Annotated in this window: 14 protein-coding genes and 1 pseudogene; 5 read left to right on the top strand and 10 right to left on the bottom strand. The window is 40.9% G+C overall.

What is annotated here, in order from left to right:
* Positions 1-9: 9 nt before the first annotated feature.
* Positions 10-1,938: an endonuclease MutS2 gene (locus tag K6V26_RS05315; RefSeq protein ID WP_449590473.1), complete on the bottom strand. Its 1,929-nt coding sequence runs from the start codon at positions 1,936-1,938 to the stop codon at positions 10-12.
* 450 nt (positions 1,939-2,388) lie between these two features.
* Here K6V26_RS05315 and K6V26_RS05310 point away from each other — a divergent pair, with 450 nt between their 5' ends.
* On the top strand, positions 2,389-3,180 hold the full coding sequence (locus K6V26_RS05310) for a hypothetical protein (RefSeq protein ID WP_224264795.1): 792 nt from the start codon (positions 2,389-2,391) through the stop codon (positions 3,178-3,180).
* A 56-nt stretch (positions 3,181-3,236) separates the two neighbouring features.
* Here K6V26_RS05310 and K6V26_RS05305 read toward each other — a convergent pair whose 3' ends face one another.
* From K6V26_RS05305 to K6V26_RS05275, 7 genes are all read right to left on the bottom strand, one after another.
* Positions 3,237-3,770, bottom strand: a complete 534-nt coding sequence (locus tag K6V26_RS05305; RefSeq protein WP_224264794.1) for a GNAT family N-acetyltransferase — start codon at positions 3,768-3,770, stop codon at positions 3,237-3,239.
* 4 nt (positions 3,771-3,774) lie between these two features.
* Complete coding sequence (locus K6V26_RS05300; RefSeq protein WP_158579651.1) at positions 3,775-3,933, bottom strand: hypothetical protein; 159 nt, start codon at positions 3,931-3,933, stop codon at positions 3,775-3,777.
* A 27-nt stretch (positions 3,934-3,960) separates the two neighbouring features.
* Entirely contained in the window at positions 3,961-4,740 is a 780-nt protein-coding gene (locus tag K6V26_RS05295; protein ID WP_224264793.1) for an ADP-ribosylglycohydrolase family protein, read from the bottom strand.
* 30 nt (positions 4,741-4,770) lie between these two features.
* Positions 4,771-5,289 (bottom strand): phospholipase D-like domain-containing protein, encoded by a 519-nt coding sequence (locus K6V26_RS05290; protein WP_010799918.1) that lies wholly within the window; start codon positions 5,287-5,289, stop codon positions 4,771-4,773.
* Between the two features lie 188 nt (positions 5,290-5,477).
* Positions 5,478-6,809, bottom strand: a complete 1,332-nt coding sequence (locus tag K6V26_RS05285; protein WP_224264792.1) for a PL29 family lyase N-terminal domain-containing protein — start codon at positions 6,807-6,809, stop codon at positions 5,478-5,480.
* Positions 6,810-7,180: 371 nt separating this feature from the next.
* Positions 7,181-7,819, bottom strand: coding sequence for an HU family DNA-binding protein (locus tag K6V26_RS05280; protein ID WP_129698942.1), 639 nt, complete (start codon positions 7,817-7,819; stop codon positions 7,181-7,183).
* 223 nt (positions 7,820-8,042) lie between these two features.
* Positions 8,043-9,401, bottom strand: a complete 1,359-nt coding sequence (locus K6V26_RS05275) for a DUF4886 domain-containing protein (protein WP_224264791.1) — start codon at positions 9,399-9,401, stop codon at positions 8,043-8,045.
* Between the two features lie 158 nt (positions 9,402-9,559).
* Here K6V26_RS05275 and yaaA point away from each other — a divergent pair, with 158 nt between their 5' ends.
* From yaaA to K6V26_RS05255, 4 genes are all read left to right on the top strand, one after another.
* A complete protein-coding gene (yaaA, locus tag K6V26_RS05270; RefSeq protein ID WP_007652812.1) occupies positions 9,560-10,324 on the top strand; it encodes a peroxide stress protein YaaA in 765 nt (254 codons plus the stop codon).
* 80 nt (positions 10,325-10,404) lie between these two features.
* The gene (locus tag K6V26_RS05265; protein WP_007652808.1) at positions 10,405-11,451 is read left to right on the top strand and encodes a 6-bladed beta-propeller; all 1,047 of its coding nucleotides are present in this window, start codon (positions 10,405-10,407) and stop codon (positions 11,449-11,451) included.
* 115 nt (positions 11,452-11,566) lie between these two features.
* The gene (locus K6V26_RS05260) at positions 11,567-11,764 is read left to right on the top strand and encodes a hypothetical protein (RefSeq protein WP_007652805.1); all 198 of its coding nucleotides are present in this window, start codon (positions 11,567-11,569) and stop codon (positions 11,762-11,764) included.
* Positions 11,752-12,033, top strand: a complete 282-nt coding sequence (locus tag K6V26_RS05255) for a virulence protein (protein ID WP_007652803.1) — start codon at positions 11,752-11,754, stop codon at positions 12,031-12,033. Before K6V26_RS05260 ends, K6V26_RS05255 begins: the two co-directional genes overlap by 13 nt.
* An 80-nt stretch (positions 12,034-12,113) precedes the next feature.
* Here the strand turns inward: K6V26_RS05255 and K6V26_RS28695 are convergent.
* Both K6V26_RS28695 and K6V26_RS05240 read right to left on the bottom strand, forming a co-directional pair.
* Positions 12,114-12,854, bottom strand: a pseudogene (locus K6V26_RS28695) (hypothetical protein).
* Positions 12,855-12,985: 131 nt separating this feature from the next.
* Complete coding sequence (locus tag K6V26_RS05240) at positions 12,986-13,717, bottom strand: YebC/PmpR family DNA-binding transcriptional regulator (protein ID WP_007652801.1); 732 nt, start codon at positions 13,715-13,717, stop codon at positions 12,986-12,988.
* Between the last annotated feature and the right edge of the window lie 27 nt (positions 13,718-13,744).

The following is a 13,744-nucleotide window of genomic DNA, read 5'->3' as shown; positions in this document are numbered from 1 at the left end:
TTCCGATTTCTATTTTCTCTTTTTACTTACCAGCGTTAACCGTTTCAGGGCAACAGTGCTTCTCATCATGCCGAATGCAACGGTGGCCTGTTTTCCCTGCAACTCCAGGATAACGCCGACTGTCGGTTGACCGTCCAGTTTCACGCTATCTCCTTTTTCGATAACGGCATTTTCCAAAGATTGCTTCTTTACAGGATTTTCCGCTTTATCTTTTGATGATTCAAGAAACCCGGCAGCCTCTATCTCCCTACCTTCAACCGCTTTACGTTCAATGGCTGTTATCTCTTTCCGCTTATCTTCCCAATACAATTTATCCCGTGCGATAGATTGCAGGAAGTTATCCATATGGATAAAATCCTCACCCATTTTAGCAGACGAATCGACAATAATATCTTCCGGAAGGCCGATCCTGCGGGCTACTTCAACAGCAAACGAACTTCCCGGACTGCCGATGGAAAGTCGGTATAACGGCTGCATGCGTTCAGCATCGTAAAGCATGGCTCCGTTCACAACCCCGTCGGTCTCATAGGCAAAATGCTTCAGGTTCTGGAAATGAGTTGTTATTACCCCGAAGCTATGCTTCCGGTTAAAACGGTCGAGTATGGTTTCAGCGATAGCACCTCCGATTTGTGGTTCTGTCCCACTACCGAATTCATCTATCAGGATAAGCGTTTTATTATCACAGTTTTCTACAAAAAACTTCATATTGGTCAGATGCGAAGTATAGGTACTAAGACTGTTTTCTATACTCTGCCCGTCTCCTATATCGACAAAGATATGATCGAAAATACCTGTCCGCGAACTTTCATCCACAGGGATAAGCAGTCCGCACTGCAACATATATTGCAGCAAGGCAACCGTTTTCAGACAGAGGGACTTACCTCCTGCGTTTGCTCCGGAAACAATCAGTAACCTGTCCTTCCTGTTCAACCTGATATCCAAAGGGAATGCTTCCTTATTCTGTTGACGCAACTGTATATTCAGCAGCGGATGCACAGCCTGTATCCATTCCACCTGTTGTTCATTTTCAAAGACCGGTTTGATCCCATTGATACGCAGGGCAAATGAAGCCTTGGCACGGATAAAGTCCATTTCGCCCATAAAGAGATAGGAACGCATCAGATCAGCAAGATGCGGACGTACCAGATTTGTAAATTCGATCAGTATCCTTGCAACCTCACGGCGTTCATCGTTCTCCAATTCACGAAGACGGCTACTGGCTGCTGCCACTGCTTCCGGTTCGATAAATACCGTTTTACCACTGCCTGAATCGGCGTGTACCACGCCTTTGATCTTTCGTTTATTGGCTGCATTGACCGGAATCAACATATGGCCTTCACGCAGACTGGGTTGTGCATCCCTGCCGATAAGTCCTGCCGCCTGTGCCTCCCGTATCGCTATCTGCATATGACGGGTAATGGCTTTTGCCGCTTCGGCCTTGTCCCTGCGTATATCCGCAAGCCGACGCGAAGCATTATCTTTCACCTGGCAAGATTTATCCAATATGGAATTGGCTTTATCAATCAACAAGGGGAAAACGGTTATCTGACCGGCCATAAATGTCAATGAAGGATACTTCATTCTTCCGGTATCCGTCCTGGCATTATGTAAAAAGGCTACTATATTACTGATAGTCTGAAGAGAATTCATCAGCCCGGCTATTTCTTCTTCCGAAAGCCATGCTGTTATATCCTCTCCTATCCGTTGCAGGGTATCGCGGACATCCAAAAAGAAATCGACCGGGAAATCTTCTTTATTACGCAAGATTTGTAAAAACTCCCCTGTTTGCTCCAACCATCTGGCAATGGTGGCATAGTCTGTCGAAAAGTCCATCGCTGCGACCTTTTCTTCTCCCAGAGTACTTAAACATTTTTCTGTAACAAACTGACGAATTGTATCTATACCTATTCTTTGTTCAAAATTATTCGGGTAAATCATGTTCTCATTACTATATAACATTGGCCGTCCATCAAATTAATAGACCAATATCTGTTTATAAAATAGTTTATTTAGAAAATGAGATTATCCATATTCCGACAGAATACCAACAAAACGATTGATCCGCCTCTCGCAAATACGCGAAGCTGACCGTTAGTATAATGACATCTCAAAGACCGGAGATGTGAACTCGAAATACGGATTTATACCGATGCACTAAACATAAAAAGGTTATTATATTGTTTTATTTACTCTGTTCGTACCGCAAAGATAGTTTGTTTTTTTAGATTTACAAGAGGCTTTCTGCCTTTGAGTCATTTTTTTAATACCTTTGCGCTCAGACATTTCCAGTTTGAACGCATTATCTATTATGCAATTATGATGAAAAAAAGTATATCCGTCTTATTATTATTCTGTACATTCATATGCTTGTCATGTAACAAGTACCTCTTGAATGAAAAAGACAAGGAAGAAGAAAAAGAGGATATTTTTATTGAAACATTCGACGGCTTTACAGACGTAGACCTATCCAAACGGAGCAATTGGATATTGGCAATGAATTATTCTTACATATATGATTACACTATAGACGGGAAAATGATTAAATCTTTTCCCAAAGATGAACCCTGTTATATTCCAGGCTTATTTATAGGAACAAACAACAATGGCGAAGACTGGCTTGCTCCGGGAGCTGGTCCGTTTATACTCTTTGCCTCACCTAGTTTTTACTCCAATTTCATATACGGAACTTCCGATACTGCCTCTATAAAGATTTTTGATCAAACAACCGAAGAAAAGTTATTAGCAGCCGATTGTCTATATTGTCAATATTCAGGAAAAGCATCTATAAGCATTTCCGGTACTCTGGTTCATTACAATGCTTTATTGGATTTTGAATTGAAGAATGTTCCGGCCTCCGCTACTGTCATGCTGGACAACCAGATGTCAATCAAACCATTCAGGGACAAAAAGAACCCACAACATTATAAAGCGATTGTATTTGCTTATTGGGGAGAGGAATATTCACAAGTACATATAACAATGAACAACAAGACTTACATTGTCAAATTAATTCCTCATATTAACTTGCCCGATGAAAATAGTTATGCAACCCCAAGTATATCCCGCCACATAAAAAGTGATACATATTACAAATTCACCTTGTCTTTTGATAAAGATAAGGATACATTTACTATTGGGGATATACAGAATGAGGTATGGAGTAAAGTTTCTATTTTATAGGTTATACCCCATATTATAAAACTCAACAAGCGATGCCTCTCATTTGCAGCATATTATTATAAAGTTAACGAATATAAATCATAAAATAAAAGGACTGTTTTATCGGCTTCTTCCAGTATATCTTCTTTTCTTAGGTACTCGAAACCATTCTTTAAGTAAAAAGGAAGGGCTATCCGCAAGGCATCAACAGTAATAAAACCACATCCCGTTCTATTATCGGTAACAAACATTTTCTTGATAAAGAAGAGTATATCAGAACCCAAATGTTCATGTTGATACTTTTTACTTACAGCAAGTCTACCTATTTTCACTGCTGGATAATCATTTCTATGCTTTGCATGAGGAAAACGTTTTTTTATTCTGCGCCACGTAGCTTTATCACTCTCCGGGATAGATATTTTATCATTAGACAAACTAAAATAGGCAACAATATCATCATCTGAAACCATTAGATAAGTAACAGAAAGCAAGCGTTGTTTATAAGGTAACGCATCTTCTACCAGAAAATTATTCAGATCATTATCTCCACAGTCAAAAGGTCTTAGCTGATAATTTTCCGATAACTTAATTATTCGGAAATTGGATCTCATACTTCTAAAATTTAAATGTCATCATTTTATTTATTCGTTGAAATCCTTCGTTCATTCGTTCCAGTTCTTCTTTACTGGCCTTTTTGCGCTGTTCTATTTTATAAATAAAATTGACAGCATCTTCGCCCTTTAGGACAGGTGTTGGTTTAATTTGTCGTGCCATAATATTTAATATTTTAATCGTATAAAGTTAACAAGAAATTTCTTTTGCAACAATCAATCGACCTATTATTTCATTAAACTTTTCCGGTATTCGTTTTTTGATTTCCCGCTTTATATCTACCGGCATACCATAATAAGCCTCTGCAATCCCTCCTGTTATGCAAGCCAGCGTATCGCTATCGCCACCCAGCGAAACAGCCAGGCGGATGGCATGCTCGAAATCCGAACTATCCAGAAAGGCAATGATCGCTTCGGGAACGGTTCCCTGGCAACTAACATCAAAAGAATAGTCCGGACGAATGTCATCGCAGGAACGGTCCAGGTCGTAAGAAAAGGCGGTTTCTATATATTGCTTGATCTCCTGTTTGCTCTTTCCGCTTCGTGCCAGGTAAATAGCGGCAGCAGTGGCTTGTGCTCCTTTTATCCCTTCGGGGTGATTATGAGAGACAATAGCCGTTTCCTTAGCCACTTCCAATGTCTTTTCCAATGAATCGAATTTCCATCCGACAGCACTTACCCGCATCGCCGAACCATTTCCCCAACTATTATAAGGTAACGGATTCTCTTCCATAAGCCAGTAACTGAAACGGCCACCATAACCGCCCATCGGACAAGGATATTCAGCTGAATACCGCTGCATAACCTTCACCAGGTCTCCCCCATTCAGCAACCAGTCCGCAACGGCTACTGTCATGATTGTATCGTCGGTATAATCGCTTTCGTCCGTAAACAGCGGGAAGTCCGTTGTCTTTATATTATCAAACTCATAAACGGAGCCAATGATGTCTCCAGCTATTGCACCTGTCATAATTCTATACTTTTACAAAGTTTCAATTTATTATTCACTAACAATCCTATCCAAACAAAACTTTTTCCGTTTACAGGTCTTACAGGGAATCCCCATCCACAAACAGTCAAATTGGTCGACAGCCTCTTTCACCAGTTCTTCCACCGAAGTAAATATTCCTGCTTCAAAGTTGCGGTTATCTTTTCCTTTCATGCCCAAAGCGGCTCCCGTTAAGTTTGCCGACCCAATATAGGCCTGCTTCAAATCAAATATCAACAGCTTGAAATGGACACGCGGACACAATACACGTTCCATCCGGCTCCAAAGCAAAGGATATTTATCGAAGTCGTCCCGAAAGTTCTGTCCCGGTTCTTTGGCATGGATCAGACGGACCTCCACACCTTCCTTCACCTTCTGTTCCAAAAGCTTCAGCAAGGGGACAGCATCTTTTCCTTCCTTAATATACAGATCTTTAATATCGGCAGTCCCGATCCAGATCGTCCGCCTGGCTTGCCGGATAGCTTCGATAAAGAAGGTATAATGTTGTTCGTTTTTGATGTACTGTAGCATAAATAGTAACTTCTCTGATGAAACATTGAAGCCATATCATATGGCACGCGCTTGACCACACCCAGCAGTCAAGTGCACAACAAGTATACAAAATATAATCTACATACCCTAAAGTTTATCTACTTAACCAGAAACTTTTTTGTCTGATCTTTGCAGTTCAGCAAATAAAGACTTCTAAGTGATTGCCATCATTCAACAATACCAGTAGTTATAACACCGCTAGCAATCTCCACATCAGGTACAGTTAATTTCCTTCCATGAATCGTTATATCAAAATTCAAATACAACTTCGAATTATTAAGCATCTCCGATTTATAGTCAAATGAAGATTTAAGAGTCTCCCTACCACCATCTTCATACGAAACCATCTGCCAATCGTTTCCCACTATATTCTCTCCCCGATAGGTATAAGAGTTTCCCAATGATTTTTCTCCTTGATAACGAAGGTAAGGAGTCACAACAACTACTGCATCCTTATTAAACCATCTTTTTTCAAAAGTAATATTAATCGTTACAGGGACTTTTCCACCAATGGCTTCCAATTCTTCCGGATTAGCTGTAATATTCTCTGCTTTCAATGGCTGACAAATCAAAGTTGTTTTTACAAAAAATCTAAATTGTGAAATAAGCCTGTTATCACGCATAACAGAGGCTATTATACATCCATCTTCATTGGAAGCAGCAAAAGGTTTCAACAGAATAGATTGTTCATTCGGAATATGTTCGACAATCCAGCCATTAGTCGCTTCAAAATAAACAGAGGCTTGCGGATCAGGATTCTCTACATAATAAGATATCCTCCTTTCCTCGTTTAAGTACACCACATCAGATATAAGGTTTTCCGCATTTACATCAAACACGACCCTCATCCTCTTTTCTTCCCACTTTTGCAACTTTAATACAGTTCCGGTGGTTAATTTTATTTCGACATAATCCCCTTGATCCGTCACACTTCTAAACGGAGAATATCCGTCGAGCCCATCTTTTCCCCTGGCAGGAACAGGCTTACCATTTACTTTTATTTCCTGGACACCCTCTCCATAATCGACTGTCCAATTACCATTCTTATTAACACCTATAATCGGTGTTGTGCCGTTCACTCCGGTTGCCTGTACTTTATTTCCTTCAGAATCTAATATCCAGGATGGCGAATTATCTCCTATCTTCTGTGTCCAATAAAAAATATCTTCAAACTCTTCCACCCCGATTACAGGGCAATCACCATCTGTTCCATGTTTGATAACGATTGTATTACCTTTCAGGAAATTTATGGCATATCCGCTCTTATCGGCTAGTTCATTTACACTTGTGATGTAGTCGTTTGCTTCCAGTACAGATACGATTTGTTTCAAACCTGTAATATCCGAATTGATTTGTTCACATATCTTTTCCAGTTTGGAGACTCTATCCAATAAATCGTCCACATCATCTCTTAAATCTTTCTGGCAACCAGCCAAAACCACAATAAACCCGATTAACAAAACGATAGGAATAATCCACTTGTGTAACATGTGTTTCATAATACTAGCAGTTGTAACACTGAGGCCCGGAGTGTTTTTTAAGAAAAGAAGTGTGAGCCTGTTAGTTTATCCAGTAAAGAGGCTCTGGACTGCCCTGTTAGGAGATAAAAAAACAGCTCACACCTTTATCATATATGAAATACATATACAACAAGGATGAGCGTCTCAATTTATTCCACCTAACGAGAAATTGTCCAGATTTCTTTACGTCGGAATAAGCTAAACGCTTCTATAAATATTTATGTCAGCCCAGGAAATAAATCCTTTGCCGCAACAAATATATGAAATGTTTAGCACAGAAACGCCCTGTGAGCTGTTTATTTTTCTTTCTGAGTAGTAATGAAACTTTAACGTGATCGATTCAGAAAAGCTTACTCTTTGCTTTCTTCCTCTTTCCGCATCCCTTTTTGCCAGTTTTCCGCTAACACATAATACTTCTGTTTTCCCCTTCCCAATCGGGTCAGCTTACCTTGTTCGTAGAGCTTTTTCAAGTCTTTCAGGGCTTGATAGCGGCTACATTGATTAAAACCCATACAGTCGGAAGAAGAAATGAGGTGGTTGGTTTTCAGTTTGGTGAGGATGCGTTGCAGGCGCTCCTCTTCGGCCTGTTCCTTACGTTTGGGGAGGATGGCACGTTCAAGGGGCATTACTTTCAATTGCTGTTTAAGTTGGGGAGAAGAACGGTAGACAACATTATTGAAACTGATCGACTCGGCACGGATTTGCTTCGGACTGGTGATACCTTTTGGTGTTTTTAAGGTAACGGAGAAGTTACCTATACCATCCAGATCAACGGTTTCGCCATATTTCAAATGAAAGGCCAGCCTGTCCGACAAAGCACGGATCACTCCCTTTACATCACCGGGACTGAACGAACAGATATCAGCTATCTCATCAGCCAACTCATCGGTCGTGACCTTTCCGTCGGAGACAACTTTCGCATACAATGAACCTGTTTCACCCGTCTCCCGGTTCGGCGGATTTTTATAGAAGGTATATCTAGCACACATAAGCAATAGATTTAAGTTTAAAGTCCTTGTTATTTAATGCGAAAGATAGCAATAATTTTTCTGTTCAGCAAGCATAAAATCAATTTTCAGCATGCTAAAAATTAAATTCAGGCAAGCTAAAAATTAATTTTGCGCATGCTCAAAAGCAAAAAAATAAGGGAGGAAAATATTAATTTATAATATGTTTTAAATTAAAAGACAGGGAGGAACGAACTAATGCCACTTAATCGGTTGGTGGCGTTACGGTAAAAGGTGTATTACAGGCATTTATAGCTGCCTGTTGGCATATTCTAAAATTCTTTTCCGTAACAGGGACATCTCCATACGCATCAAGGAAAGGAGTATCAGAAAGTTCGACCTTGTAAACAGAAGCTATTAATGCTTGAAACAGCGTGCAAGAGGCAGTGTACCGGCCTATACCGCAATCAAGATGACGATAATCTCTCGTTATATCCAACGGAGAATTATTCAGGCTCGTATTTCTTAAGTTCTGGATTGCGGTACCGACCGGCACCAGTATATCCACCTCAGATTGGCTCATCATTACTTTCGTCGCATTGGTGATGGCTTTGTACATCTTCTGTTGATTATATCCGTACTTACCAAAATACTCTTCCTGACATCCGGTTCCATATGCCCAGGGCATTTGCCAGGCAATAACAGGTTTGGATTTACGGCATTCATTTTTTGCAATATCGATCAAACTGGAAAAAACAGGCTGATAAGTTTGATACCTTCCCGCATCATAAGAAACTTGTTGAAAGGTTATGATATTCCAATCAGCATATTGTAATGCTTGCTTCAATGTAAAATTATCCGATATAGTCGTCCACTCCATTTGATCATTTGTAACTTGATATATACCGATGGGAGAATTCTCCATATAACCTTCATAAAACTTTCTTAGAGAAGCTCCTCCCGCAATGAGGTGACCGATACAAATATGACTCAAACCAACTGATTTAATAATCCTGGGCAGCCCACTTGTCGCATCTTCCGTAAAACTATTTCCAATACATAATATTTTCAACGAGGCAGGACGGGCAGGAAGATGTTGCTTCTTATCAGACAAATGATTATTACTATTCTGCCTCATAAACCGGAGGATCGTTCTGTCAGAATAATAAAAATAGAAGAAATGCCTTGACTCTATTATATTTTTAAGGACAGGGATGTCAGGCATATCCAAAGGCATAGCAGCCTGTATAGTCGTACTTTTTTCGTTTATCGACCAATTTCCTCTGCCATCGACATCTATAGACTGAAGGTTTGATTCGGAATTTGGTATGTTCGATAGGGCCTTTATATCGGTATTGACTCCATTGATCAACCAATTATTATTGTTTCCGATGGTTGTATAAAAGACTTTCTTTCCGCCGGGAAAAGAGATGACACTATTATCGCTGAACAAAATCTCGAAGGAACCGGACGTTTGCTTAATTTCCCGAATGGACAAATCATTTTGCAAAGCCTGAAATAACAGCTCCTGGGAGACCCCAACCCAATCATCGCCTTCCTCTTTTTCCGCACATGAAATATTCAAAAGGAAAAACAAGCAAGCGAACAAAACATGTATCCTCATACCCACATTCATTTTATGCAGGCAAATATATAATATAACTTGATTTAACGGATTTCTGAATAAATAAAATAAATTAAACGCATAAAGATTTAACAACAGCACCAAGTTGTATTTGTTATTGTTACTTTTACCTGTTGAAACAGATAAATAAATTAAGTATGCTGATTATATTGACCTCGGCCAAAACAATGACCGGTACATCCAAAATAAAAGCTCCTGCCGGGACGATGCCCCGTTTCGCACAGGAAGCGAATGAGATAGCCCTGAATATGGCACAGTTCTCTACCGACGACCTGAAAAAGATTCTGAAACTGAATCCCAAACTGGCATTGGAGAATTACAACCGGTTTCAGGAATTCCATACCGCAGAGGTACACTCCTTACAGGCATTACTGGCTTATACCGGAGTGGTTTTCAAGAATATCAACCCCAAAGATTTCACGGAAGATGATTTCTTGTATGCAAACGACCATCTGAGGATTGCCTCCATCTGCTACGGACTGCTTCGTCCGCTCGACCTGATCAAGCCTTACCGGATGGAATATGAGGTGAAGCTGCCGGAGTTGGGAGAAGGAAATATGTATAACTATTGGCGTCCGCGTCAGACAGAACTGCTGATCGACGAAGTAAAAAAGAGCGATAACATCCTGATAAACCTTGCCAGCCAGGAAATACAGGGGGCATACGACTGGAAGAAAGTCGGGAGCACCGTCCGCATCATCACACCGGAGTTCAAGGTATGGAAAGACGGAAAAGCGCAGACTATCGTGATCTACATGAAGATGGCCCGCGGACAGATGACACGGTATATACTGAAAAACAGGATCACTGATCCGGAAGCTCTCAAAAACTTCTCTTGGGAAGGATTTACCTACGACGAGAGTCTGTCGAACGGGGATAACTGGGTTTTCCTGCAAAGCTAAATGAAAAGAAATTGCCGCTTTGTTCAATAATCCGGAGATAAAAGCGTTATATGTATGTTCCTTTTTAAATGAATGATGAAATGAAAAAAACCTGTTTGCTATTACTTTTGCTCGTTGGAATAATCTATATAAACGAAGGTTACAAGATTATAAGTGAAGATATGCCGGTGAAAAGCACCACCGAAGGCTCCCTCTCAGACGTTGCCGACGAAGTGATCGCCATTCCGCTGGAAACAACATCCGACTGCCGGCTGAAACATGCCACACAGATCAAGCGCGACAGGAATGAATTGTTCCTGGTAAGCAACGGCCAGCTTTTTCATTTCGACTGCTCCGGCAAATTCCTTAGCCGGATCACCAGTAATAAGCATTTCCTGGTTACCGATTACGTCATCGATCCGCTCGAAAAGCAACTGATCGTCATGGACGACCGGGAAAACGTTTATTATTATGATTACGACGGGACGTTGCTGGAAAGGAAAAGCCTTGCCGGAATCAATCCATTGAATACCCCTACCCGCCTGATGTACCATAACCGCCATATATGGATGACGGCACAATCGTTGTCGCCCTCCGAAGAGGGGACCGGCAAACAATGTGTCAACCAGTGGCTCTATAAATTCGATACGACATTCAACCTCCAGGATGCCCGCAAACTGACGGCTGCCGACCTGGGACGGTTCTATCTGGGTGCCTGCTTCTCTACCGAACTGTCCGTTACCAACGGGAATGTCTACGCCTATTCGCCTTCCACCCAGCCGGACGAGTTACTGGCGGATACGCTTTACCTGATCAGACGGAACAAACTGAATATACATGAGGAATATTCCTCAATCTTACCCCTCTGCATAGCCGGACGTTATCTGGTTTCCACTTACTCGGACGCAACTGATACGGATAAGAATTACACGTTCTGTTACGATCGCCGGGAAGACTATGCCTATAATGTAACAGGAGGCTTCGAAGATAATTTCTACCATACGGGAAGGGTTCCCGACCTGAAATCACTGGATATTTATAACAATTCTTTCTGTTATTGCCGTTCAGGAGAAGAAGTAAAGAAAGCATTCCCGGATCGTACGGAAGAAGATAATCCGGTGCTGTTTATTGTTAGGATGAAGGCTTGACGCGAACCTTGATTGTTTTTTGCATAAACCAACATTACATTAAAAAACATTCTTTGAGATACAGGAAACAGGAATAATAATTATCTTTGCTTGTATTATTAAAACGATTAAAGAGATGAAAAAAGGAGATGTAGCAAAAGCAGATCCCCGGCTCACCGGGTTAAATGAGTGGGTAGAAGGAACAGTGATTGATGTGGAACACAATCCTTTTAAGGGAATAGTTATTGCCATCAAGGATAAATTAGGCCGTATCTTTTTCGGTGAACAGAAATATTTCATACCATCAAAACCAGATACTGTATGTATGCAATAGCATTCGACATGATGATTGCCGACCTTCGTTTGCATTACGGTGAACCTTACAATAATGCATATTTCGAGATCAATCAAATACTCAGGAAATATAATTTCTATAATACCCAAGGAAGCGTCTATATGACAGAGAATACAGATATGTCTAATCTGTTTAGGGCGATTGACGCATTAAAGCATATTGATTGGTTTAAAAATTCAGTCAGAGATATACGTGCTTTCCGTGTAGAAGACTGGTCAAACTTTACAGACTTTGTACAAGAAAAATAGGGTAACAGAATACAGGTATATCTAAATCAGTTTGCGCCGAGGCTTAACTGATATCAGACATACCTGCAAATAAAAAGTTATCAGAACAATCTGCCGCAAAAGCGCAGTTTCATAACCGGATAAACAGTCAGTTTATCTATGATTTTTGTGAAACTGTCGTCTCCGTCGGTTGAAGTACTACCCAGGATTCCGGCATCCGTATACACTTTGGGAGTTCCGTGGAACTGAACACCTAATTCAAACTGTACGCCGATACGCTTTTTAGGAACTGCACGTCCGAAACCTACTCCCAGATAAGGACGGAATCCGGCTGCTTTAAGACCGCCGGCGATATTACCATCCTTGTCTACCGGAATCGTCTGATCACCGATAACAATACCGGCCTTTCCACCTTCGTTCACATATTCCTTCAACTCATCGCTGTGGCCAGTGATCTTCACTAACTTGGAACCGCCGAAATAAGCACCGGCCGTCACAAAGAAAGAAGAACTCAGGAACGGATAGTAGTTCACCAATAATTCTCCGGAAGCACGGCTCATACTACCTTTAAGGTCAAGCGTACTCGGATAGCTTCCCAGATCGGGATCATTCAGTCCACATCCACATCTGTGCTGATTTTAATACCCGGCATAAACGAAACACCTCCACGGATGACAAAATGGGGAGTGACCGGAGTCGCTACATCAACGCCAATACCTGTTGTTCCGGCACTTACACCAACTGAGAGAGAATTAAAAAATCCCCAGCTCTTTCTGAGCGGAGACATAAGAAGAAATTACACTCATAGCTATGAGTGCACACATAAAAATTACCCTTTTCATAATCCAATAGAGTTATTATTAATACTAGCGGCTGCAAAAGTAATGAAATAAATATAACTTACATAAAAAAAGAAGTGGTACCGAAATTAATCCGATACCACTTCTTTTTTCTTATAAGGTCAAAGCGAATGTTATTCTTCTCCGCTTTCGTCTTCCTTCATATTATGGAATACATTCTGTACATCGTCATCTTCTTCCAGCTTTTCAATCAGCTTATCCAATGTTTCACGCTGTTCGGCTGTCACTTCTTTCAGATCGTTCGGGATACGAACAAACTCGCTGCTTGTGATTTCGTAACCGTTCTCTTCCAAATATTTCTGGATAGCGGAGTTCTGAGCAAATTCACCGTAGATAACAACTTCTTCTTCGTCTTCGTCTACTTCATCCACTCCATAATCGATCAGTTCCAGTTCCAGGTCTTCCAACGAAATACCATCTTTCTTGTTGATATGGAATACACATTTATGATCGAACAGGAATTCAAGGCTGCCGCTTGTACCCAGTGAGCCGCCATGTTTATTGAAATAACTGCGCACATTGGCAACCGTACGGGTTGTATTATCGGTCGCTGTTTCCACGAAGATAGCAATACCGAACGGACCGTAACCTTCATAAGTCATCTCCTTATAGCCGGAGAAATCTTTTTCTACAGCACGCTTAATGGCACGTTCCACATTTTCTTTCGGCATATTCTCCTTCTTTGCATTCTGCATCAAAGCACGCAAATGGGGGTTATTCTCCGGATCAGGACCGCCTGCTTTCGCAGCAATAGTGATTTCCTTACCCAGTTTTGTGAATACGCGGGCCATATTACCCCAACGTTTAAATTTTCTTGCTTTACGGAACTCAAACGCTCTTCCCATATTATATCTGTATTATATTATTATAAA

It is taken from the genome of Parabacteroides goldsteinii (assembly GCF_020091425.1).
Classification (GTDB): domain Bacteria; phylum Bacteroidota; class Bacteroidia; order Bacteroidales; family Tannerellaceae; genus Parabacteroides; species Parabacteroides goldsteinii.
Note: the sequence above shows the minus strand (reverse complement) of the source record. Positions and strands in the feature narration are given on the sequence as shown.